The 23,188-nt window shown below is 57.1% G+C and carries 25 protein-coding genes; 8 read left to right on the plus strand and 17 right to left on the minus strand.

Annotation, left to right across the window (positions count from 1 at the left end; genetic code table 11):
* Positions 1 to 155: 155 nt before the first annotated feature.
* The 4 genes from V1587_RS18930 to V1587_RS18945 all read left to right on the plus strand — a co-directional run bounded on the left by V1587_RS18930 (position 156) and on the right by V1587_RS18945 (position 4,786).
* Positions 156 to 1,700, plus strand: a complete 1,545-nt coding sequence (locus tag V1587_RS18930) for a PTS transporter subunit EIIC (protein ID WP_371897441.1) — start codon at positions 156 to 158, stop codon at positions 1,698 to 1,700.
* Between the two features lie 12 nt (positions 1,701 to 1,712).
* Positions 1,713 to 3,080, plus strand: a complete 1,368-nt coding sequence (locus V1587_RS18935) for a 6-phospho-alpha-glucosidase (RefSeq protein WP_371897442.1) — start codon at positions 1,713 to 1,715, stop codon at positions 3,078 to 3,080.
* A 90-nt stretch (positions 3,081 to 3,170) separates the two neighbouring features.
* A complete protein-coding gene (gene sseA, locus V1587_RS18940; protein ID WP_371897443.1) occupies positions 3,171 to 4,016 on the plus strand; it encodes a 3-mercaptopyruvate sulfurtransferase in 846 nt (281 codons plus the stop codon).
* A complete protein-coding gene (locus V1587_RS18945; protein ID WP_371897444.1) occupies positions 4,016 to 4,786 on the plus strand; it encodes a MurR/RpiR family transcriptional regulator in 771 nt (256 codons plus the stop codon). The genes sseA and V1587_RS18945 overlap by 1 nt, the downstream gene beginning before the upstream one ends.
* Before the next feature lie 17 nt (positions 4,787 to 4,803).
* Here the strand turns inward: V1587_RS18945 and sseB are convergent, their stop codons facing one another.
* From sseB to trmJ, 11 genes are all read right to left on the minus strand, one after another.
* The gene (sseB, locus tag V1587_RS18950) at positions 4,804 to 5,580 is read right to left on the minus strand and encodes an enhanced serine sensitivity protein SseB (RefSeq protein ID WP_032648693.1); all 777 of its coding nucleotides are present in this window, start codon (positions 5,578 to 5,580) and stop codon (positions 4,804 to 4,806) included.
* A gap of 111 nt (positions 5,581 to 5,691) precedes the next feature.
* Positions 5,692 to 6,978, minus strand: coding sequence for an aminopeptidase PepB (gene pepB / locus V1587_RS18955; RefSeq protein ID WP_371897445.1), 1,287 nt, complete (start codon positions 6,976 to 6,978; stop codon positions 5,692 to 5,694).
* 60 nt (positions 6,979 to 7,038) lie between these two features.
* Positions 7,039 to 7,239 (minus strand): Fe-S cluster assembly protein IscX, encoded by a 201-nt coding sequence (iscX, locus tag V1587_RS18960; RefSeq protein ID WP_003860650.1) that lies wholly within the window; start codon positions 7,237 to 7,239, stop codon positions 7,039 to 7,041.
* A gap of 1 nt (position 7,240) precedes the next feature.
* Positions 7,241 to 7,576, minus strand: a complete 336-nt coding sequence (fdx, locus tag V1587_RS18965; protein WP_003860652.1) for an ISC system 2Fe-2S type ferredoxin — start codon at positions 7,574 to 7,576, stop codon at positions 7,241 to 7,243.
* Position 7,577: 1 nt separating this feature from the next.
* Positions 7,578 to 9,428, minus strand: a complete 1,851-nt coding sequence (gene hscA / locus V1587_RS18970; RefSeq protein WP_371897446.1) for a Fe-S protein assembly chaperone HscA — start codon at positions 9,426 to 9,428, stop codon at positions 7,578 to 7,580.
* Between the two features lie 14 nt (positions 9,429 to 9,442).
* Positions 9,443 to 9,958: a co-chaperone HscB gene (gene hscB, locus V1587_RS18975; RefSeq protein WP_371897447.1), complete on the minus strand. Its 516-nt coding sequence runs from the start codon at positions 9,956 to 9,958 to the stop codon at positions 9,443 to 9,445.
* A 79-nt stretch (positions 9,959 to 10,037) separates the two neighbouring features.
* On the minus strand, positions 10,038 to 10,361 hold the full coding sequence (iscA, locus tag V1587_RS18980) for an iron-sulfur cluster assembly protein IscA (RefSeq protein WP_003860659.1): 324 nt from the start codon (positions 10,359 to 10,361) through the stop codon (positions 10,038 to 10,040).
* A gap of 13 nt (positions 10,362 to 10,374) precedes the next feature.
* On the minus strand, positions 10,375 to 10,761 hold the full coding sequence (gene iscU, locus V1587_RS18985) for a Fe-S cluster assembly scaffold IscU (protein ID WP_003860661.1): 387 nt from the start codon (positions 10,759 to 10,761) through the stop codon (positions 10,375 to 10,377).
* Between the two features lie 24 nt (positions 10,762 to 10,785).
* Positions 10,786 to 12,000 (minus strand): cysteine desulfurase, encoded by a 1,215-nt coding sequence (gene iscS, locus V1587_RS18990; protein ID WP_008502157.1) that lies wholly within the window; start codon positions 11,998 to 12,000, stop codon positions 10,786 to 10,788.
* Between the two features lie 117 nt (positions 12,001 to 12,117).
* Complete coding sequence (iscR, locus tag V1587_RS18995; protein WP_045399615.1) at positions 12,118 to 12,609, minus strand: Fe-S cluster assembly transcriptional regulator IscR; 492 nt, start codon at positions 12,607 to 12,609, stop codon at positions 12,118 to 12,120.
* A gap of 231 nt (positions 12,610 to 12,840) precedes the next feature.
* Positions 12,841 to 13,566 carry a tRNA (cytosine(32)/uridine(32)-2'-O)-methyltransferase TrmJ gene (gene trmJ / locus V1587_RS19000; protein WP_090420213.1) on the minus strand — a complete coding sequence of 242 codons (726 nt, stop codon included), beginning with the start codon at positions 13,564 to 13,566 and terminating at the stop codon, positions 12,841 to 12,843.
* Positions 13,567 to 13,697: 131 nt separating this feature from the next.
* Between trmJ and suhB the strand changes: the two genes are divergently transcribed.
* Positions 13,698 to 14,501: an inositol-1-monophosphatase gene (gene suhB, locus V1587_RS19005; RefSeq protein WP_024908639.1), complete on the plus strand. Its 804-nt coding sequence runs from the start codon at positions 13,698 to 13,700 to the stop codon at positions 14,499 to 14,501.
* 59 nt (positions 14,502 to 14,560) lie between these two features.
* On the opposite strand, the gene V1587_RS19010 is transcribed toward suhB, so the two are convergent.
* A complete protein-coding gene (locus V1587_RS19010; protein WP_371897449.1) occupies positions 14,561 to 15,541 on the minus strand; it encodes a nickel/cobalt transporter in 981 nt (326 codons plus the stop codon).
* Positions 15,532 to 16,170, minus strand: a complete 639-nt coding sequence (locus tag V1587_RS19015) for a DUF1007 family protein (protein ID WP_371897450.1) — start codon at positions 16,168 to 16,170, stop codon at positions 15,532 to 15,534. Before V1587_RS19015 ends, V1587_RS19010 begins: the two co-directional genes overlap by 10 nt.
* Positions 16,171 to 16,295: 125 nt before the next feature.
* On the opposite strand from V1587_RS19015, the gene csiE reads away from it, so the two are divergent.
* The gene (gene csiE, locus V1587_RS19020; RefSeq protein ID WP_371897451.1) at positions 16,296 to 17,573 is read left to right on the plus strand and encodes a stationary phase inducible protein CsiE; all 1,278 of its coding nucleotides are present in this window, start codon (positions 16,296 to 16,298) and stop codon (positions 17,571 to 17,573) included.
* Here csiE and V1587_RS19025 read toward each other — a convergent pair.
* Together V1587_RS19025 and V1587_RS19030 are read right to left on the minus strand one after the other, a co-directional pair.
* Entirely contained in the window at positions 17,568 to 18,713 is a 1,146-nt protein-coding gene (locus V1587_RS19025) for a 3-phenylpropionate MFS transporter (protein ID WP_008502163.1), read from the minus strand. The genes csiE and V1587_RS19025 overlap by 6 nt on opposite strands.
* A gap of 116 nt (positions 18,714 to 18,829) precedes the next feature.
* Complete coding sequence (locus V1587_RS19030) at positions 18,830 to 19,321, minus strand: DUF2569 domain-containing protein (protein WP_371897452.1); 492 nt, start codon at positions 19,319 to 19,321, stop codon at positions 18,830 to 18,832.
* A gap of 149 nt (positions 19,322 to 19,470) precedes the next feature.
* Between V1587_RS19030 and V1587_RS19035 the strand changes: the two genes are divergently transcribed.
* Positions 19,471 to 19,893: a DoxX family protein gene (locus tag V1587_RS19035; protein WP_048991352.1), complete on the plus strand. Its 423-nt coding sequence runs from the start codon at positions 19,471 to 19,473 to the stop codon at positions 19,891 to 19,893.
* Positions 19,894 to 19,947: 54 nt separating this feature from the next.
* Here the strand turns inward: V1587_RS19035 and glyA are convergent, their stop codons facing one another.
* On the minus strand, positions 19,948 to 21,201 hold the full coding sequence (gene glyA, locus V1587_RS19040) for a serine hydroxymethyltransferase (protein WP_008502165.1): 1,254 nt from the start codon (positions 21,199 to 21,201) through the stop codon (positions 19,948 to 19,950).
* A 304-nt stretch (positions 21,202 to 21,505) separates the two neighbouring features.
* Between glyA and hmpA the strand changes: the two genes are divergently transcribed.
* Complete coding sequence (hmpA, locus tag V1587_RS19045) at positions 21,506 to 22,696, plus strand: NO-inducible flavohemoprotein (RefSeq protein ID WP_371897453.1); 1,191 nt, start codon at positions 21,506 to 21,508, stop codon at positions 22,694 to 22,696.
* A gap of 83 nt (positions 22,697 to 22,779) precedes the next feature.
* Here hmpA and glnB read toward each other — a convergent pair whose 3' ends face one another.
* Positions 22,780 to 23,118 carry a nitrogen regulatory protein P-II gene (glnB, locus tag V1587_RS19050; RefSeq protein WP_003860685.1) on the minus strand — a complete coding sequence of 113 codons (339 nt, stop codon included), beginning with the start codon at positions 23,116 to 23,118 and terminating at the stop codon, positions 22,780 to 22,782.
* Positions 23,119 to 23,188 lie beyond the last annotated feature (70 nt).

The following is a 23,188-nucleotide window of genomic DNA, read 5'->3' on the forward strand; positions in this document are numbered from 1 at the left end:
GTGATGGAACCGCGATCACAGCCCCAAACGTCACATGTTACCTTTTGGGTCATTTGTTTTTAAAACAAGAAGATAGCTGGATAAGCGCGCCTGAGGACTGCTAGTTTTATGACCATGACGCACCCTGAGTGCGCGGTTCAATAAGAGAGAAAGCCATGAAACGAGCCGTGAACGCCCTACAAAATTTTGGAAAATCATTGTACGGACCGGTACTTATCTTACCGATCGTCGGTCTGTTTATCGCCTTTGGTAACGTGCTGGGTAACGGTAATCTCGCGGAGTACCTGCCGTTTCTTGGACATCCTCTGATTCAGCATACTGGTCAGCTTATCGCGAAATCTGCCGTGTCGGTGTTGGTTAACCTGGCGCTGGTGTTTGCCGTGGGTATCCCGATTGGCCTGGCGACGCGCGATAAAGGCTATGCCGCGCTGATTGGTCTGGTGACCTTTGTCGTGTTCATCAACGCCATGAACGTCACGCTGCAGCTGCAGGGCGCGCTGGCGCCAGCAGCCCAGATGAAGGCGGCCGGGCAGACCATGGTGCTGGGCGTGCAGGTGCTGGAGATGGGCGTTTTCGCCGGGATCCTGACCGGCGCGCTCTCCGGATATCTGTACAACAAATACTCCGGCGTACAGTTTAACGGCGCGATGGCGATTTACTCCGGCCACTGTTTTGTCGCCATCGTCATGCTTCCCGTCTCCATGCTGCTCGGCGTAGTGATGAGCGAACTCTGGCCGTTTGCCCAGCACGGCATTAGCGCTCTGGCGCTGGCCATCAAAGGCTCCGGACCGTTTGGCGTGGCAATCTACGGTTTCCTGGAGCGTATTCTGGTCCCCACCGGCCTGCACCATCTGGTCTATACGCCGTTCCTCTATACCGAGCTGGGCGGCGCGCAGGAGGTGTGCGGCGCAACCTATCAGGGCGCGCGCAATATCTATTTCGCCGAGATGGCCTGCCCGGACGTGAAGCAGCTCAGCAGCACGGTGGTATGGGATGCGCGCGGCATCAGCAAAATGTTCGGCCTGCCTGCCGCAGCCCTCGCGATGTACATGACCGCAAAGCCGGAACGTAAAGCCGTTGCGAAAGCGATTCTGATCCCGGCGGCGCTGACCTCTTTGCTGGTCGGCGTGACCGAGCCGATTGAGTTCTCCTTCCTGTTCGTCGCCCCGCTGCTGTTCGTGGTGCACGCGGTGCTGACCGGCATCGGCATGATGCTGTTTTCCCTGCTGGGCGTTCACGCCATCGGCGCCAACGGGATTATCGACTTCATCCTCTACAACCTGCCGCTCGGCACGGAGAAGTCCAACTGGCCGATGTACATCGTGGTCGGGCTGATCATGTTCGCCCTCTACTTCGCGGTGTTCCGCTTCCTGATCCTGCGCTTCAACATGAAAACGCCGGGCCGTGAAGATGAGGACCAGGAGACGCGCCTCTACAGCAAGCAGGAATACCAGGCGAAGGGCAATAACGACGGTCTGGGCGAATCCATCGTGGTGGGGCTGGGCGGTCGGGAAAACATTGAAGTGGTGGACAACTGCTACACCCGCTTACGCGTCACGGTGAAGGACGTCGACATTATCGACGAGCCGCGGCTGAAGGCGACCGGCGCGAAAGGGATTATCAAACAAGGTAACAACGTTCAGGTGGTCTACGGGCTGCACGTCAAAAAAATGCGAGAAGCCGTTGAGACGTTTCTCTGAAAGGAGCTAAAAATGTTAACACCCCCATTTATTCTGTCGATTGCCGGCGGCGGCAGCACCTACACGCCGGGCATTGTGAAAAGCCTGATGGTGCGCCTGCAGGATTTCCCGCTGGCCGAAATCCGCCTCTATGACATCGACGAAGTGCGTCAGAACACCATTGCGCCCGTCGTCGAAAAGGTCATTCGCGACCACAGTCAGAGCATCAAATTCACCGTCACCAGCGACCCGGAAGTGGCGTTCAGCGGCGCGCATTTTGTCTTCGCCCAGATGCGCGTCGGCCAGTATAAAATGCGCGAGCAGGATGAGAAGATCCCGCTGCGTCACGGGGTGGTCGGCCAGGAAACGTGCGGCCCCGGCGGCCTGGCCTACGGCCTGCGCACGATCCTGCCGATGGTAGAGCTTATCGATCTGGTCGATCGCTACGCGCATGAAAAAGCCTGGATCGTGAACTACTCCAACCCGGCGGCGATCGTCGCGGAAGGCGTTCGTCGGCTGCGCCCGAACGCGCGCGTGCTAAACATCTGCGATATGCCTGTCGCCGCCATGCGCAATATGGGGGCGATTCTGGGCGTCGATCGCCACAAGCTCGAAGTCGACTACTTCGGTCTGAACCACTTCGGCTGGTTTACCCGCGTGCTGGTGGATGGCGAAGACAAGCTCCCCGAGCTGCGTAAGCATATCGCTAAGTTTGGCCTGCTGACGGAAGATGCGGCTAAAACCGACCCGCAGCATTCCGACCCGTCATGGGTAAAAACCTGGCGCAACATCAAGCCCATTATGGACAACTTCCCGGAGTATCTGCCGAACCCGTATCTGCAGTACTACCTGATGCCGAACCAGATCGTGGAGCATCAGAACCCGGACTATACCCGCGCCAATGAAGTGATGGACGGGCGCGAGAAAAAGCTGTTCGCCGCAGCTGAAGAATACAAGCGCACCGGGATCCTGCCGGACGCCTTCCACGTGGGCGTCCACGGCGAGTTTATCGTCGATGTCGCCCGCTCGCTGGCCTTTAACCTGCGGAGCCGCCATCTGGTGATGGTGGAAAACCGCGGGGCGATCGCCAACCTGCCTTACGATGCCGTGGTGGAAGTGCCCGCTTATATTACCTCCGAAGGTCCGGAACCGATTCGCGTCGGTCAGGTGCCGCTGTTCCATCAGACGCTTTTGCAACAGCAGCTCGCATCTGAACAGCTGCTGGTGGAGGCGACTATCGAAGGCAGCTATGAGAAAGCCTTGCAGGCGTTTACCCTCAACCGCACCGTGCCGACCATGGAACATGCAAAAGCAATTCTGGATGAGATGATTGAGGCCAACCGTGACTACTGGCCAGCGCTGCAAAAAGCCTGGCAGGACGGCGAACCGGTGAAAAAATAGGGGCTTGCTCGCGAGTTGAACGTGGTTAGCTTGTCGGTGTCAGAAAAAACACCGACAATCCTTTTTTACGGAAAAGAATGGAGGCAACCCATGTCCACCTCATATTTTGTCGCTGCCAACTGGCTGATCGAGCACGGCGACGATCCGGAAGTTCAGATTATCGACGCGCGTATGGCCCCTCCGGGGCAAGAGCATCGTGACGTGCCCGGTGAATACCGTGCCGGGCATCTGCCGGGTGCGGTATTTTTTGATATTGAAGCCCTCTCCGATCACACCTCTCCCCTGCCGCACATGCTGCCGCGCCCGGAAGCGTTTTCCGTGGCGATGCGCGAGCTGGGCATCAGCAAAGATAAGCACCTTGTTGTCTATGATGAAGGTAACCTCTTCTCCGCGCCGCGCGCGTGGTGGATGCTGAAAAACTTCGGCGTGGAAAAAGTCTCGATTCTTGCCGGCGGGCTGGCGGGCTGGAAGCGCGACGAGCTGCCGCTTCAGCAGGGTGACGTTACGCTGCCGGAAGGCGAATTCGACGCGACCTTTGACGCCCACGTGGTAAAACGCCTGACCGACGTGCTGGTCGTGAGCCATGAAAAAACGGCGCAAATCGTCGATGCCCGTCCTGCTCCACGCTTCAATGCCGAAGCGGATGAACCGCGTCCGGGGCTGAAGCGCGGACATATTCCGGGCGCGCTGAACGTGCCGTGGGGAGATCTAGTGTTTGAGGGCGAGCTGAAAACCACCGACGAGCTGCGCGCCATTTTTGACCGTGCAGGCGTTGATTTACATCGTCCGATTATTGCCAGCTGCGGCTCCGGCGTAACGGCCTGCGTGGTGATCCTGGCGCTCGCCACGCTTGGCGTAAGCGACGTCACGCTCTACGACGGCGCCTGGAGCGAATGGGGTGCGCGTGACGACCTGCCGGTTGAACCCGCGAAATAATGGATAACCGCCTGGCCACGCTGTTAACGCGCGGGGCGTCCCTGACCCGCGCGGAGTATCGCGTCCTCGCCCACCTCACGGAGCACCCGCTGCTGGTGGGCAACATCACGGTGCGCGAGCTGGCGCAGGCGACGTTCGTTTCTACCGCTACCATTATGCGGCTGTGCCAGAAGCTGGGGTTCAGCGGCTTTAGCGAGTTTATCTGGCACTGCAAGCAGTTGCTCTCCGACACGCCGCACATTGCCGTTCAGGGGCAATCGCCCCCTGAGCTCCCGGCGCTGTTTAATCAGTTTATCGCCAACTATCAGCACACCTTTCAGTGGGTCACCCAGGACAAACGCCAGCAGTTTGCTAACCTGCTGCGCCAGAAAGAGAGTTTCTTTCTCTACGGGGCCGGGTTTTCTTATCTGTTTGCGGAATACCTGACCAAGAAGCTGCAGGTGATGGGCAAAACGGCGTTTATCTCCGGACCGGGGGACAGCCGGAACATTTTTCTCAGCAATGCCGCCCGCTATCAGGTGTTCATTGCCGTTTCACGCAGCGGTGAAACGGAGCAGGTGCTGGATAAAGCGCGGATTGCCAAAAACGTCGGCATGACGATCGTCGCGTTTACCCGCGCCTCGGCCAACGCGCTGGCGGAGATGGCCGACGTTCATTTTGCGCTCTATGACGAAGCGGTACACTTTGCCGCCGAAGCCGCAGGGGTGACGTCGTTTGAGTCGAATCTGGTGCTGCTGATGGATTTACTGCTGCTGGAAGCAACGGGGTGATATTCACCCCGCCGTAATCAGATGATGCGGTTAGTTTTGAGATCGCGCAGGAAGCCGCCCCAGCGACGCTCGTAGAACGGCGTGATGTGCTCGGTAATAAAGTGGCTGATGCCCTTCTCACCGTTTTTCACCTGACAGATATCAATCGGCTCATCGCCCGGCAGCGTGTCGGTCGCCACGCTTCCCGCCGCCTGAACGATCTCGTCAAAATCGCCATCGGCTTCAATCCCGATCAGCAGCACCGGCTTTTCGTCCGCGCGCTCTTTGATGGAGCAGAGAAACGCGCGCCTGACGGGCTTGAGCGTTTTGAACAGCGTCGTCAGGGAATCAATCATCTGTGCGGGCGGTTCGGCCACTTCAGACAGCAGCAGCGTTTCGCCCCCTTCCAGCACTTCCTGCGTGCTGAGCGGGTTGCCCTCTTCACCTATCAGATGGCTGATTTCACGCGGCGTGAACTCTTTCCCGGTCGGCAGCTTAGCGTTAAGGAATAGAGTCTGGCCCAGCGTCATTTCAAACAGGGTACGCACCGGCATCACCACGAACGCCTGTTCGTCTTCTACCGCTTCCTGCAGGGCTTCCAGCGAGGTGAAGAACGGGATCACCGACGTGCCGTCGTCTTTCTCCCAGTGCAGCAGATCCAGCGCGCTGTCTTCTACGACCTGCTCACCTTCCGCGGCGGTACCCGGAACCCAGACGGTGGACTCCAGCAGCGTGCGGAAAAATGCCGGACGGTGGGCGGGCTCGGTCGCCGCCTGCTCCAGCAGGGTTTCTAATTCGTTTTTGGTATCTGACATAACAATTCCAGATGATGCATTTCCCCCTCACCCCGGCCCTCTCCCTCAAGGGAGAGGGAGCAAACCATCCCCTCTCCCCGTGGGAGAGGGTTAGGGTGAGGGCAATGAGGATTACTCAGCCGTCAGCAGGTTCGCCACGGTACGCACGCCCAGACCGGTCGCGCCCGCGGACCACTGCTCAACCGCCGCTTTACGGTAGGTCGCGGAGCAGTCAATGTGCAGCCAGCCTTCGTGATAATTCTCAACGAAGTGGGACAGGAACCCTGCTGCGGTGCTTGCCCCCGCCGGGTACGCCGCGCTCGCGGTGTTGTTCAGCTCGGCAAAGTTGGACGGCAGCTGGCTGCGGTGGAATTCGGCCAGCGGCAGACGCCAGAACGGTTCGTTTTCCGCAGCGGCGCTGGCCAGCAGGCGTGCGGCCAGCTTGTCGTCGAAGCTGAACAGCGCATGGTAGTCGTTACCCAGGGCAGTTTTCGCCGCGCCGGTCAGGGTCGCCATATCAATGATCAGCTCTGGCTTCTGCGCAGACGCGTCGATCAGACCATCGGCCAACACCAGACGGCCTTCGGCGTCAGTGTTCATCACCTCAACGTTTTTGCCGTTGCGATAGCGAATGATGTCGCCCAGCTTGAAGGCGTTACCGCTCACCATGTTGTCCGCGCAGCACAGATACAGCTTCACGCGCTTGTTCAGACCGCGGGTAATCGCAAACGCCAGCGCGCCGGTGATGGTTGCCGCGCCGCCCATGTCGGACTTCATGGAGTCCATGAACGCGCTCTGCTTCAGGCTGTAGCCGCCGGTGTCGAAGGTGATGCCTTTCCCGACCAGGCAGGCAAAGACCGGCGCTTCTTTATCGCCGGTTGGGTTGTAATCCAGCGCCAGCAGGACCGGAGGGCGCTCAGAACCACGGCCCACGGTGTGGATGCCCATGTAATTCTGCTCGCGCAGGTCTTCACCTTTGGTGATGCGGTAGGACATCTTGTCGCCCGCCACGCCGCACAGCAGGTCAACCGCACGCTGCGCCAGCTGCTCCGGACCGAGCTCTTCCGCCGGGGCGTTGATGGTGTCGCGCACCCAGTCGATAATTTGCAGGCGGCTTTCCAGCTCTTTCTGACCGGCGGCATCAAGGTTTGCCCACTCAATTTTGCGGGTGCCTTTCGGGCCTTTGTAGCCTGCCCAGAATGCCCAGCTGCGGTCAGTGTCCCAGCCTTCGCCTTCCAGCGAGACATGCTTAATGCCCAGACCGTCAATTTTACGCGCGGCGCGCTGGATCAGGCCCAAATCATCGTTGCCCGTCAGGTGCAGGGTAATACCGTCGTTGTTGATGCTGTAGCTGGCTTTCTCGCCCCAGCGCGCGTCGGCGGGCTGCGTAGAGAGCGTAATCTTCATCGCTTCGGTCATTTTATTTTTCCTTATTAGCAACTAGCAAACGGGCCGCCTGAAGGCAGCCCGTTTTGTTATTTATTCTGCTTCATCTAACCAGACTAACAGAATCGCCTCCAGAATTTTTTCATTGGATGCGTTTGGATCGTCGTCGAAATCCTCCAGATCGCAGATCCACTGATGCATGTCGGTGAATCGTACGGTCTTCGGATCGAGATCCGGGTTCGCGTCGTAGAGCGCTTCGCCGATTTCACGGCTGTCTGTCCACTTCAGTCCCATATTAATGCTCGCGTGCGTGGTTGATGGTGTAGCGTGGGAACTCCACGACCAGATCTTCATCGGTCACCGCGGCCTGGCAGCTTAAGCGGCTGTCTGGCTCCAGACCCCATGCTTTATCCAGCATGTCGTCTTCGTCTTCGGTGCTCTCGGCGAGAGAGTCGAAACCTTCACGCACGATGCAGTGGCATGTGGTGCAGGCACAGGATTTTTCACAGGCGTGTTCCACTTCGATACCTGCACGCAGGGCAACATCGAGAATGGTTTCACCGGTCTTCGCTTCCAGAACAGCGCCATCCGGACAGAGGTCCGCATGAGGCAAAATTACAATCTTTGGCATATTAAACCTCGTCCACGGACTGGCCTTTCAGCGCGACGCGGACAGATTTGTCCATGCGGCGAGCAGCAAAGTCCTGGGTTTGTTTATCAACGTTTTTAATGGCTTCTTCTATTGCGTCAGCGTCATTGCCTACTGCGACAGCGCTTAAGTGCGCGGCAGCCTCGTCAATCACCTGGCGCTCAGCGGCGCTTAACAGCGCGGCATCGGCAGCGAGCGCGCCGTTCAGGCTCTCCAGCACGCGTGCGGCTTCAACTTTCTGTTCGGCCAGCATACGCGCCTTCACATCCTGCTCGGCGTAGCTCATTGAGTCCTGAATCATGGAGGCGATTTCGCCATCGGTCAGGCCGTAGGACGGCTTCACCTGAATGGACGATTCCACGCCGGTGGATTTTTCCATCGCCGTGACGCTCAGCAGGCCGTCCGCATCCACCTGGAAGGTGACGCGAATATGCGCCCCGCCTGCAGGCAGCGCCGGGATGCCACGCAGCGCAAAGCGCGCCAGAGAGCGGCAGTCCTGCACCAGCTCGCGTTCGCCCTGCATCACGTGGATGGACATCGCGGTCTGACCGTCTTTGAAGGTGGTGAACTCCTGCGCGCGCGCCACCGGAATGGTGGTGTTACGCGGGATCACTTTCTCCACCAGGCCGCCCATGGTTTCTAATCCCAGCGACAGCGGGATGACGTCCAGCAGCAGCATTTCGCTGTCCGGCTTGTTGCCAACCAGAATATCGGCCTGGATTGCGGCGCCCACGGCAACCACTTTGTCCGGGTCGATGGAGGTCAGCGGCGTGCGGCCAAAGAATTCGCCCACGCGCTCGCGCACCAGCGGTACGCGGGTCGAACCGCCGACCATGACCACTTCCAGCACCTCGTTTGCCTCAACGCCCGCATCTTTCAATGCGCGACGGCAGGCCAGCAGGGTGCGTTTCACCAGCGGGGCAATCAGATCGTTGAACTGGTCGCGGGTGATCTCACCCTGCCAGCCCGCAACGTTTACGGTGACCGTCTGCGCATCGCTCAGGGCGATTTTGGCGTCGATGGCCGCATCCAGCAGTTCACGCTGTACGCGCGCATCGCTGCGATCGCTGATGCCCGCCTGCTCGCGGATGTAGTCCGCCAGCAGGTGGTCGAAGTCATCGCCGCCCAGCGCGGAATCCCCGCCTGTCGCCAGCACTTCAAACACTCCGCGGCTCAGGCGCAGGATTGAGATATCAAAGGTCCCGCCGCCGAGATCGTAAACCGCGATCACCCCTTCCTGACCGGAATCGAGGCCGTAGGCAATCGCAGCCGCCGTCGGTTCGTTCAGCAGGCGCAGAACGTGCAGGCCCGCCAGACGCGCGGCGTCTTTGGTGCCCTGACGCTGTGCATCGTCAAAATAGGCCGGAACGGTAATCACCACGCCGTCCAGATCGCCGCCGAGCGTCGCCGTAGCGCGCTCCGCCAGCGCTTTGAGGATGTCGGAGGAAACGCGAATCGGGTTCAGCAGACCGGCCGCGGTCGCGATCATCGGCAGGCCGTTTTCACTGGCCTGCAGCTGATACGGCAGATGCGGATAGCGGGTCTGAATATCGGTCAGCGAGCGGCCCATCATGCGCTTTACGGAGCTGATGGTGTTGGCCGGATCGCGCGCGGCGTTGGCGCGGGCATCATAGCCGACCGCGTGACCCTGCTGCTGGTAGTGGACTACGGAAGGCAGCAGATGGCGGCCCTGCTCGTCGGCCAGCGTTTCCGCCTGGCCGCTGCGCACGGTCGCCACGAGGGAATTGGTGGTGCCCAGATCGATACCCACCGCCAGACGACGCTGGTGCGGTGCGGCACTTAAGCCAGGCTCACTAATTTGTAATAAGGCCATAATTGCTTCCGAAATTAAAAATCGAGCAGCTTTTCTTCGAGTTGTTCAGCACTGCTTCGCAGTTTATCGAGAAAACGGAGTTTGCGCACAGTATCTGCCGCCACGTCCCAGGTCTCGTTGTTCAGTTGCTCCACCATCTGCTGATGGCGGGTATCGAACATGCCCTTCACGCGCTTGATGAAGCTTTCCAGACGCGCTTCGTCTTTGGCCTGTTCAATCTCATCGAGCTCTTCGCGAAGCTCCAGCTGCTCCATCAGAAACGCCGTGTCGCGCACGGTGTGCTGCTCGCTCGCCAGATCAAAACCGTGGAGCGAGAGCAGATATTCAGCGCGCGCCAGCGGATGGCGCAGCGTCTGCCAGGCCTGGTTGATGGTGGCAGAGTGGGAAACCGCAGCCAGCTGCTCTGCCTGAGTACCGCTCGCGAATTTGTCCGGATGGTACTGCCGCTGCAGATCCTGAAAACGGATCGTCAGCGCCTGGAGATCAATCGGGTATTGAGCGGGTAGTCCGAAGAGAGTGAAGTAATCCATAACAATCTCAGGGGTAGCCTGTTAGAACAAACCCCACGCGCAGCAGATACGCCACGGTGGGGTTTCGGATGACGCGCGGTTAAACGTGGAAGCTTTCGCCGCAACCACACTCGTCTTTGACGTTAGGGTTCGTGAATTTGAACCCTTCGTTCAGGCCTTCTTTAACGAAGTCCAGCTGAGTGCCGTTGAGGAATTGCAGGCTTTTGCCATCGACCACCACCTTCACGCCCTTGTCTTCAAACACGGTGTCGTCAGACGCCGGTTCATCAACAAACTCCAGTACGTAAGCCATACCAGAACAGCCGGAGGTACGTACGCCCAGTCGCAGGCCAAAGCCTTTACCACGGTTCGCCAGAAATGAGCTTACTCGCGCGGCAGCGCTGTCGCTAAGGGTAATCGACATACTCAAACCTCAATTATTTTGCTTCACGTTTGCTTTTATAGTCCGCAATAGCGGCTTTGATCGCGTCTTCTGCCAGAATTGAACAGTGAATTTTCACCGGTGGCAGTTCGAGTTCTTCAGCAATGTCCGTGTTCTTGATTGCCTGTGCTTCGTCCAGAGACTTGCCCTTCACCCATTCGGTGACCAGGGAGCTGGACGCGATAGCAGAACCGCAGCCGTAGGTCTTGAAGCGCGCGTCTTCAATGATACCTTCATTGTTGACTTTAATCTGCAACTTCATCACGTCGCCACACGCCGGCGCGCCGACCATGCCGCTACCAACAGATTCGTCGCTGTTGTCAAAAGAGCCAACGTTGCGTGGGTTTTCGTAATGATCGATGACTTTTTCGCTATATGCCATGATTGAATTCTCCTTATGTACCGATTAGTGATGTGACCATTCAATGCTGTTCAGATCCACGCCCTGCTTGAACATTTCCCACAGTGGAGAAAGGTCGCGCAGACGGCCAATGGAGTTGCGAACCAGCTTGATGGTGTAGTCAATCTCTTCTTCGGTAGTGAAACGACCTAAAGAGAAACGGATAGAACTGTGTGCCAGCTCGTCAGTCATACCCAGCGCGCGCAGCACGTAGGATGGCTCAAGGCTTGCAGAAGTACAGGCAGAACCGGAAGAAACCGCCAGGTCTTTCAGCGCCATGATCAACGACTCGCCTTCAACATAGTTGAAGCTGACGTTGAGGATGTTCGGTGCACCCTGCTCGAGATCGCCGTTCAGATACACTTCTTCCATATCTTTCACGCCGTCCCACAGACGGTTACGCAGCGTGCGCAGGCGTGCCATCTCGGTTTCCATCTCTTCTTTTGCAATGCGGTAGGCTTCGCCCATGCCCACGATCTGGTGAACAGGCAGCGTACCGGAACGCATGCCGCGCTCGTGACCGCCGCCGTGCATCTGTGCTTCGATGCGGATACGTGGCTTACGACGAACGTACAGCGCGCCGATCCCTTTCGGGCCATAGATTTTGTGGCCGGAGAAGGACATCAGGTCCACTTTCAGCTGGCTCAGGTCGATAGGCAGTTTGCCCACGCTCTGGGTCGCGTCCACGTGATAGATGATACCGCGCGCGCGGCACATTTCGCCGATGGTCGCGATGTCCTGTACCACGCCGATTTCGTTGTTGACGTGCATGATGGAGACCAGAATGGTGTCATCACGCATGGCCGCTTCGAGCTCTTTCAGGTCGATGATCCCGTTGCTCTGAGGCGCCAGGTAAGTCACTTCGTACCCTTCACGCTCCAGCTGGCGACAGGTATCCAGCACGGCTTTGTGTTCGGTTTTGCTGGTGATGATGTGCTTGCCTTTTTTCTGATAAAAGTTGGCTGCACCTTTGATCGCCAGGTTGTCGGATTCGGTCGCACCGGAGGTGAAAACAATCTCACGCGGGTCGGCACCCACCAGGTCGGCAATCTGATTGCGGGCGATATCAACCGCCTCTTCAGCATGCCAGCCAAAACGGTGTGAACGGGAAGCTGGGTTACCAAAGTTTCCGTCCAGGGTCAGACACTGCATCATTTTCTCGGCAACACGCGGGTCCACCGGCGTGGTTGCGGAGTAATCGAGATAAATCGGTAATTTCATTGCTCTTTAAACTCCGTACATCGCTTCAATGCAAGGAATCAGGCAACCGGCTGGATGTACGACCGAGTACGCGGGGCGTGACCGCCCCGGCCTGATTCTGAAATCTTTATCGTTTTATTACGCGCGCAATTTGACGTCGATTGCGTCTTGCGCGCGGGTGCTGCGTTGGGAATCATGGCCGTGCTGACGGCCCGATACGTCCAGAACTTCCTGGTTATTCACCAGCTCACCGAGGGTGATGTTGTTCAGGAAGCCGGTCAGACGGTCGCTCAGATCGCGCCACAGCGCGTGGGTCAGGCACTTATCGCCGCCCTGGCAGCCGCCTTTACCCTGGCAACGGGTCGCGTCAACGGATTCGTCAACTGCGCTAATCACTTCACCAACTGCAATACTGCCCGCGTCTTTACCCAGCAGATAACCGCCGCCTGGGCCACGAACGCTGGAAACCAGTCCATTTTTACGCAGTCTGGAGAACAGCTGTTCCAGATAAGAGAGGGAGATCCCTTGTCGTTCAGAAATATCAGCCAACGGAACCGGGCCCGCTTCGGAGTTGAGCGCAACGTCCAGCATCGCGGTCACGGCATAACGCCCTTTAGATGTCAGTCTCATGTCTTACTTAACCTCAAACTCGCCCCTGCCCGGGGTTTTTTATAGTAAAATGGGGTATTGCATAGCAGGGCCAAGTCTGACATTCCTGACTAAAATGGTCAACTATTTACTTGACTGTTTTAGTCAGGTATTTAACCTTCCGTGCCGTTTTTTGTCGGGTGGCGCTTCGCCTACCCGACCGACGGTTTTGTAGGCCGGGTAAGCGAAGCGCCACCCGGCGAACAGACGACACTATTCCTTATTCTTCTGCTCAATCGACGCCAGGATCCCGCGCAGGATGTTCAGCTCCTGGCTTTCCGGGCGCGCGCGGGTAAACATACGGCGCAGCTTGTTCATTACCTGACCCGGGTGGCCTTCGCGGATAAAACCGGTTGAGAGCAGCGTCTGCTCCAGGTGACCGTAGAAACGCTCAAGGTCGTCCACCAGCGGGTAAGCCGTCTCTTCTTTAGGCTCGATCTCTTTCTCTTGCGTCGCCAGCCACGCCATACGGACTTCGTATGCGATAACCTGCACCGCCATCGCCAGGTTCAGCGAGCTGTACTCCGGGTTTGCCGCAATCGCGACGTGATAATGACACTTCTGCAGCTCGTCGTTGGTCAGGCCAACGCGCTCGCGGCCAAACACCAGCGCAACCGGCGCCTGTTCTGCTTCCGAGACGCTTTTCAGGCCGCATTCACGCGGATCGAGCATCGGCCACGGTAGCGTGCGCGAACGCGCGCTGGTTCCAACAACGAGGCTGCAGCCGGCCAGCGCTTCGTCAAGGGTATCGACGATCTGGGCGTTGCCAATCACGTCGCTGGCACCGGCGGCCAGGGCGATAGCCTGCGAGTCGGGTTTCACCAGCGGGTTAACCAGCCACAGGTTCGTTAAGCCCATGGTTTTCATAGCGCGGGCAACGGAGCCCATGTTGCCGGTGTGCGATGTTTCGACCAGCACGATTCGAATGTTTTGCAGCATAATTTTTAATGTCTGAATTCAGCGTCTGAAGAATATTCCGGCATATTATCATAAACGGGAGACATAATCCGATCCCACTGCTATACTCTGCGCCGATTTTCCTGTTCTTTAACATCCAGTGAGAGAGACCGATGCATCCGATGCTGACCATCGCCGTGCGCGCAGCGCGCAAGGCGGGTAATGTAATTGCCAAACACTACGAAACGCCAGACTCCGTAGAAACCAGCCAGAAAGGCAGCAATGATTTCGTGACTAACGTCGATAAAGCCGCAGAAGCGATTATTATCGAAACGATCCGCAAATCTTACCCACAGCACACCATCATCACCGAAGAAAGCGGTGAACATGAAGGTACCGATCAGGATGTTCAATGGGTTATCGATCCACTGGATGGCACCACCAACTTCGTCAAACGCCTGCCACACTTCTCTGTGTCTATCGCAGTACGCATTAAAGGCCGTACTGAAGTCGCCGTTGTTTACGATCCAATGCGTAACGAACTGTTCACCGCGACTCGCGGTCAGGGCGCACAGCTGAACGGCTACCGTCTGCGCTGCAGCAACGCACGCGATCTGGACGGCACCATCCTGGCGACCGGTTTCCCGTTCAAGGCGAAACAGCACGCGACCACCTATATGAATATCCTGGGCAAACTGTTCACCGAATGCGCAGACTTCCGTCGCACCGGTTCTGCTGCGCTGGATCTGGCCTACGTGGCAACCGGCCGCGTTGATGGTTACTTCGAGCTGTCACTGAAGCCGTGGGATTTTGCAGCGGGCGAGCTGATCGCACGTGAAGCAGGCGCCATCGTGTGTGACTTCACCGGCGGCCATAACTATCTGTCTACCGGCAACATCGTTGCGGGTAACCCACGCGTTGTTAAAGCCATGCTGGCCAACATGCGTGATGAACTGAGCGATGCGCTGAAGCGTTAATCCAGTTTGTTAAGCCCGGTGGCGCTACGCTTACCGGGCCTACAAAATCCCTCAGTCCGCTAGAAAGGCCGTAATCCCCTTCCCACCGGTACCGCACTCATCCACATCGTCACCGCCGCCACCAGCAGAATCACCCCGCCCGCCAGCGCAAGCGTTGTCCACCCTACCTGTCGCCACAGCACCGGCGTTTTATTTCCGCTGAGTTTGACCGCAAGCTGACGAAAGCTGTGTACCAGCAGCGCTAAAGACGAAATGGTGAGAGAGGTTCCTGCCGCCATCGCCAGCGCGGACAGCATTCCCCAGCCGAACACGCCTATCACCTTACTGAACAGCAGCACCATGATGGCACCCGAGCACGGGCGCATGCCCATCGAAAGAACGATCGTCAGCCGCGCGCGCCAGTCGTCGCCGTTCTGTAATTGTTCCTGCGTGGGCAAATGCTGATGTCCGCAGCCGCAGTGTTCATCATGAACGTGGTGCGGCGTAAAGGTTTTGAATTTCGGTTTTTGCAGCAGCACGCGCAGCTTTTTTAGCGCCCGCCAGCAGAGGATCAGCCCCAGCACGCCCACCAGCGCGTAGCTGCCCTTCTCCAGCCAGAAGCTGCTCATGTGCAGCTGGCGCGCCGGAAGCTGCAAAAGTGAAAGCACAATAACGACGAGTGCAATCGCCACGCCGCCCTGCAGCAGCGAAGAGGCCAGCGTCAGGCCGATGCTTGATTTGAGCTTTGACGGATGGGTGGCGAGCCAGGTCGTGATGACAATCTTGCCGTGCCCCGGCCCCAGCGCGTGCAGAACGCCATAGACAAAACTGAACGCCAGCAGGGAGCCGCCCGCTTTGGTCGGGTTCTCCGCCACCGCCTTCAGCAGTCCGCTCATCTGCTGGTTGACCTCACGCTGCCAGATAATGCTTTTCATCATGACCTGCGGCCAGGCCTGCCACAGCCACAGCGAACCGCAAACGGCGAACAGCAAAAAGAGCGCCAGTGGCCAGAGGTGCAGCCAGCGGCGAGGTTTTCGAACCGAAGAGGAGATCACTGACATTGTAACGTCACCTCCTGCGCGAACTGTTTACCCAACTCCATGTCCTCAGGCGGGGCATCTTCTTTATCAAGCGAGACCGCAAAGTTCAGCGTCTCTTCGCTGGGTTTCGGGGTGTGCACGCCAATTTTGCAGTTTTTTTGCAGCGCGTCCGGCAGCCGTACGTCGCTGTCTTTGTCATAGCGCATGTCGACATAGTAGGTCGGATCAAAGGTGGAAAAACGGTACGTTTGCCCGGCCAGCGGCTGAGGATGCGCCAGCGGAAGCACGAACGTCAGCACCGCCTGATGCCCTTCACGCGTCATCCCGTATTCCGTGGGTCGGTTCAGAAATTTGACCTTTTGCCCGTTGTGCCAGAACTCGGTGAAGTAGTGCTGGCCGAGCACGTTTGCCATCACTTCCGCAGCCAGCTTTTTCCAGATCTCGTCGCCGGGCTTCGCGTTTCCCGCATCGTAGAGCAGATCGGCCGAGGTGATTTCATCCATTGTCCAGCGCATTTTCAGGCCGCTCAGCTGCGTGCCGTCGGTAACCAGCTCGGTTTTGATGTCAATAAAGCTGTGAGGGTGTGCGCTGGTGGTGAAGCTGATAACCGCCAAAAATAACGCCATCGCACATTGTTTAACTGTTTGCATCAATTCCTCACGTCATAAATTCTGTGATGTTCTCCAGCAATCCTGAGTGAAAGGCCTGCCGGCGCGCTTTCCAGCGCTCATCCTTTAGCTATTCTTATCAAACATTCACACTGGATACCCGACAGATGATGACGACGCTTGAAATTCCATCTGTGCTTTCCAGTTCGCAGCGCCGCTGCCAGGTGCTTTTGATGCTTTACCTGCCCGATGCCGCCGTCACCGCGCAAAGCATAATCGCTGCCAACGGCGTGGACGACGCGATGGCACGGCAAGATATAGCCGAGACGCGCGATGAAATCCAGCGCTATCACCGGCTGGACATCGTCACGCACCACGACGGCAGCTACCGGATTGAAGGTACAGCCCTGAATCAGCGTTTATGCCTGCTGCACTGGCTGCGCCGGGCGCTGCGGCTTTGCCCGCAGTTTGTCTCGCACCAGTTTACCCCCGCATTAAAAACCGCGCTTAAACAACACGGCATTGCGCGGCCGCTATACGACGATGCGAACCTGCGGGCGCTGATCGGCTTCTGCTCCCGCAAGCTCCAGCGTCAGTTTGAATGCCGCGACGTCCAGTTTTTACAGCTCTATTTGCAGTACTGCCTTATTCAGCACCAGCTCGGGAATACGCCGCAGTTTTCCCACGTTCAGCGCAGCTGGACCCAGTCGAGAGGGGAGTATTTTACGGCCCAGGAGATCGTGCGCCACTGGAGACGGCGCGTCCCGCAGGGTACGCACGGGGATGAACAGCTGTTTCTGGCGCTGCTGTTTATGATGCTCCGCACGCCCGATCCGGTGCTTGATAAGCACCAGCAGGATCAGCGTCTTCGCCGGGCCATCGTGCGCATGGTCGCCCGTTTTCGTTCCCAGACCGGGATGAACTTCAGCGATGAGCAAGGGCTGACCGATCAGCTGTATATCCATCTTGCTCAGGCGCTGGACCGCTCGCTGTTTGAGATCGGCATCGACACTAGCCTGCCGGAGGAGATCCATCGTCTCTACCCCCGGCTGTTACGTACCACGAAGGAAGCGCTGTTTGAGCTGGAAGCGGAATTTGGGCTGCGTTTTTCCGATGAAGAGATGAGCCTCGTGGCGGTGATTTTTGGTGCCTGGCTGATGCAGGAGACCGATCTGCACGAAAAACAGGTGATCCTGCTGACGGGAGACGATAAGGCCAGCGAGGATCTGATTGAACAGCAGCTTCGCGAGCTGACGCTGCTGCCGCTTAATATTCGCTATCTGACGCTGCAGGCTTTTCAGAAAGAGGGGGCACCGCGCGAGGCCGCGTTGGTTATCACCCCCTACCCTACGGCCCTGCCGCTGTTCTCGCCGCCGCTGATCCATGCCGTTGAGACATTAAACGCGCAGCAGCAAGAACATATACGCGCCATGCTGGAATCATAGCGACGCGCGGGCGGCCACTTTAGGGCGAACAACGATGGCGGGCAAGGCGACCAGCGCCATCACCCAGAAGACGCCGTGCCCCAGGTGCTGATAGAGGAACCCGGCAAACACCGTCATAATCGCGATACTGCCTCCCATTGCGACCGCCGAATAGACGGCCTGCAGGCGAATCACGTCGCCGCCCTCGCGCGCAGCGATATAGCGCATGGCCGCCAGATGGCACACGGTAAAAGTGCCGCAGTGAAGAATTTGCGCCACAATCAGCCACGGCAGATCTGTCGTCCAGCCCATAATCCCCCAGCGCGCCACGCCGCACACGGCGGAAAGCAGCAGCAGGTCACGCGCGCCAAAGCGACGGAACAGTTTTTTACTCAGGGCAAAGATAATGACTTCGGCCACCACCCCCAACGACCACAGATAGCCCACGGCGGAAGCGGAATATCCCGCCCCCTGCCAGTAGATGGCGCTGAAGCCATAGTACGCCGCATGTGCCCCCTGAAGGAGACACACGCACGCCAGAAAACGCCAGCTTTGTGCGACCAGGCTCCGCCAGGCGGGCCAGCCAGCGCTCTCCTGATGGCGACTTTCCCCTTGCGGCATCACCGACGGTCGCAGCAGCATGCCCAGCAGCATCGAGGCAATACCGATGCTCAGCAGGGCAAGAATGGCGCGATAATCGTAAAGACTGACCAGTTTGCCCACCAGCGCCGAGCCAATCACAAAGGCGATAGAGCCCCACAGGCGCACGCGGCCGTAGTCCATGGTGATCTGCTTTTGCCAGGTGTTCGCCAGGGCATCCGTCAGCGGCACCAGCGGTGAGAAGAACAGGTTAAAGCCGACCATCACCACCATCAGCCAGGCAAACTGGTGGCTGACCCAGAAGCAGGCCACAAAGACCAGGGTCAGCAGAGCCAGAATGCGCACGGCCTTGATCAGTAAGGAGGGATCGCTGACGCGCGGGGCGATCAGCAGGCTGCCGAGAAAACGCGCCACCAGCCCGGCCCCCAGCAGAACGCCGATGGTCTCAGGAGTCAGGCCGATACCCTTGAGCCAGACGCTCCAGAAGGGCAGAAAAATGCCGTAGCTAAAGAAATAGGTGAAATAACTGAGCGCCAGCCAGCGCGTGGAATGCAAGACCATGAATCCCTCCCGAAATCGAGGCCATAGTCTGGCGTTAAATCAAAGCCTGCGCAAGCAACTATTAACAAGTGAATAACACACACATTTAGCAGGGCCATGGCGACCCTGCGAAACGTCTAGCGAACAAAGACCTGATTAATGCGTTTGGAAACCAGGAAGTAGGGGATCCAGATCGATGCGCCAACAATGGACGAAAGCGCATTGCGAATATCAGCCGTATCCAGCCTTGCGTCGAAGACCCAGGCAGGAATACCCACAAAATAGAGCATAAAGACAACGCCCATTAAGTAGTAGGAGATGATGATCTTACGGATACCCGACTTTCTTTTAAAGAAATACCAGCCTGCGGTCACGGTCAGAACCAAATCAATTATCATCACCGCGATACCCACCGCTCCAAACAGGTTAATTACCCCTGACTGGAAAAAGTGGAACATCGCAGCAAAGTAATTCCATGCTCCAATGGGCGTCATGATGAGGTTAATCACCAGGCCCGCCGCCGGGAGATAAAGCAGACCGTTAATTTTCTTTTCATCTGCGCGCTCACACTGATTGCACAGCCCGGACTCTTTATTTGCCTCTTCTTGCCGACATGATATGCAGTGCATAAATTTCCCTTGCCAAAGAAAAGAGACAATTTTACACGAAGTCATAATTTAACATCACGCCAATGCCTGATTTATGAAGAAAAGCTGAATGGAAGACTACGGATTTGTGTATTAATTTTAGATTGGGTCCCTTGAAAAATGAGCCAGCTATGAACACTCTACGTTATTTAGATTTTGGTCAGTCACGTCACCTGCTGCTGCTGATTGGCCGCATCGCGCTTGTCGTGCTGTTTATTATCTTTGGTTATCCAAAACTGACGGGGTTTAGCGGCACCGTACAATACATGACCTCGCTGGGAACGCCGATGCCCATGCTGGCGGCCATTATTGCGGTAGTCATGGAAGTGCCTGCCGCTATTCTGATCGTACTGGGGTTTTTCACCCGGCCTCTCGCGGTACTGTTTGTGTTCTACACTCTCGGAACGGCGGTAATTGGGCATCATTACTGGGATATGACCGGTGATGCGGTCGTACCGAATATGATTAACTTCTACAAGAATATCAGTATTGCTGGCGCCTTTATTTTGCTGGCGATTGTGGGGCCAGGCGCCATCTCCCTGGACCGGCGTTAAGCCATAAAAAAAGGCCGCATGCGCGGCCTTTTTTATTTCTGCAAAGCAGAGGAATTATGCGTAAACCGGGAAGCGTGCGCAGATATCCAGAACTTTACCTTTCACGCGCTCAATAACCGCTTCGTCATTGATGTTGTCAAGAACGTCACACATCCAGCCAGCCAGCTCTTTCACTTCCGCTTCTTTGAAGCCGCGGCGAGTCACGGCCGGAGAACCGATACGGATACCGGACGTCACGAACGGGCTCTTAGGATCGTTTGGCACGCTGTTTTTGTTCACGGTGATGTTGGCGCGGCCCAGGGCAGCGTCAGCTTCTTTACCGGTCAGGTTTTTATCAACCAGATCCAGCAGGAACAGGTGGTTTTCAGTTCCGCCGGATACCACTTTGTAGCCGCGGTTCAGGAACACTTCCACCATCGCTTTGGCGTTCTTAGCAACCTGCTGCTGGTAAACCTTGAACTCTGGCTCCATCGCTTCTTTCAGCGCTACCGCTTTTGCTGCGATAACGTGCATCAGCGGGCCGCCCTGCGCGCTTGGGAACACCGCAGAGTTCAGTTTTTTGTACAGCTCTTCGTCACCGCCCTTCGCCAGGATCAGGCCACCGCGTGGACCCGCCAGGGTTTTGTGGGTGGTGGTGGTCACAACGTGAGCGTGTGGAACCGGGTTCGGGTAGACGCCTGCGGCAATCAGGCCCGCAACGTGCGCCATGTCAACGAACAGGTAAGCACCGATGCTGTCTGCGATTTCACGCATTTTTGCCCAGTCAACGATACCGGAGTAAGCAGAGAAGCCACCGATGATCATCTTCGGCTTGTGCTCTTTAGCCTGCTTCGCCATGTCTTCGTAGTCAATTTTGCCGGACTCATCAATACCGTAAGGGATGATGTTGTACAGTTTGCCGGAGAAGTTAACCGGGGAGCCGTGAGTCAGGTGGCCGCCCTGTGCCAGGTTCATACCCAGAACGGTATCGCCCGGCTGCAGCAGCGCGGTGTAGACCGCGAAGTTAGCCTGAGAGCCAGAGTGCGGCTGGACGTTTGCATAGTCAGCGCCAAAAAGTTCTTTCGCACGATCGATAGCCAGCTGCTCAACGATATCAACGTACTCGCAACCGCCGTAATAGCGTTTGCCCGGGTAACCTTCAGCGTATTTGTTGGTCAGCTGAGAACCCTGCGCCTGCATAACGCGTGGGCTGGTGTAGTTTTCGGAGGCGATCAGTTCGATGTGCTCTTCCTGACGTACTTTTTCCTGCTCCATAGCCTGCCACAGTTCGGCATCATAATCGGCAATGTTCATTTCACGCTTTAACATCCGCATCTCCTGACTCAGCTAACAAGTAAATTTTGGCCTGAAAAGGCAGTCCTGTTGGACGACGGGCAACAGTATAACTGATTAGTTCTGTGATAACAGGTCTTGACAAACGATTTTACGCAAACGTTTTCCTACCCGCCACGCAAGGGTTTGAGGAATAAAGCTCTCGCCCTTTCCAGCGGATTTCTTTTCAGGTTTGTGATGCATATTTTTCATCTTGCAAAGAACCATTTACAACGCAGGGGTATTTTTTATAAGATGCATTTAAAATACATCATTAAAGTGACATCAGAAGGACGCGCTCATGCTAGACGCTCAAACCATCGCTACCGTTAAAGCCACCATTCCCCTGCTGGTGCAAACCGGCCCTAAACTCACCGCCCATTTCTACGATCGCATGTTCACGCACAACCCGGAGCTCAAAGAGATATTCAACATGAGCAACCAGCGTAACGGCGATCAGCGTGAAGCGCTGTTCAACGCCATCGCGGCCTACGCCAGCAATATTGAAAACCTGCCGGCATTGCTGCCTGCAGTGGAAAAAATCGCGCAGAAACATACCAGCTTCCAGATCAAACCCGAGCAGTACAACATTGTGGGCGGTCATCTGCTGGCAACCCTGGACGAAATGTTCAGCCCGGGCCAGGAGGTGCTGGACGCGTGGGGTAAAGCCTACGGGGTGCTGGCCAACGTGTTTATCAACCGTGAAGCGCAGATCTACAGTGAAAACGCCAGCAAGAACGGCGGCTGGAAAGGCACGCGCGCGTTCCGCATCGTTGAGAAAACGCCACGCAGCGCGTTAATCACCAGCTTCGAGTTTGAGCCGGTGGACGGACAGTCGGTTGCCGACTACCAGCCAGGCCAGTATCTGGGCGTGTGGCTGAAGCCTGAAGGCTTTCCGCATCAGGAGATCCGCCAGTATTCCCTCACCCGCAAGCCAAACGGCAGAGGCTACCGCATTGCGGTGAAGCGTGAGGACGGCGGTCAGGTTTCCAGCTGGCTGCACCACGAAGCGAACGTGGGCGACGTGGTCCATCTGGCCGCGCCGGCGGGCGATTTCTTTATGACCGTTGATACCAATACCCCGGTCACGCTGATCTCTGCAGGCGTCGGCCAAACGCCAATGCTGGCGATGCTTGATACGCTGTCGAAAGCAAACCACGGTGCGCAGGTAAACTGGTTCCACGCTGCGGAAAACGGCGACGTGCACGCTTTTGCGGATGAAGTGAAAACGCACGGGACGTCCCTGCCGCGCTTCACCGCGCACACCTGGTATCGCCTGCCGACGGAAGCAGACCGCGCAGCCGCCCGCTTTGACAGTGAAGGTCTGATGAATCTGAGCCAGCATGAAGGCCTGTTCAGCGCACCGGATATGCAGTTCTACGTCTGTGGGCCGGTGGCGTTTATGCAGTATGCCGCGAAGCAGCTGGTGGAGCTGGGCGTGAACAAAGACAGCATTCATTACGAGTGCTTCGGGCCGCATAAGGTGCTGTAATGCAAAAAGCCCCTCTTTCGAGGGGCTTTTTTTTCGCCGGGTGGCGGCTGCGCCTTACCCGGCCTACAAAACCGTTGGCATTGTTAAATCGCAGCGTCGTCTTCTTCGCCGGTACGGATACGGATCACGCGCGCCACGTCAAAGACGAAGATTTTACCGTCGCCAATTTTGCCGGTTTGCGCCGTGCGGATAATGGTGTCCACGCAGGTGTCCACGATATCGTCGCTAACCACGATTTCAATTTTCACTTTCGGCAGAAAGTCGACCATGTATTCTGCGCCACGGTAAAGCTCGGTGTGACCTTTCTGACGACCAAAACCTTTCACTTCCGTCACGGTCATCCCGGTGATGCCGACTTCCGCCAGCGCTTCACGCACATCATCCAGTTTGAAAGGTTTAATAATCGCATCAATCTTTTTCATGGTGGGTCCTTAAACTCTTGCCTGTAAGCTGCCTCGTAATCGATTGCTCACAGTACCATATTCAGGCAAA

The sequence above is a fragment of the Enterobacter sp. ECC-249 genome (assembly GCF_043965265.1).
Lineage (GTDB): Bacteria > Pseudomonadota > Gammaproteobacteria > Enterobacterales > Enterobacteriaceae > Enterobacter > Enterobacter quasiroggenkampii.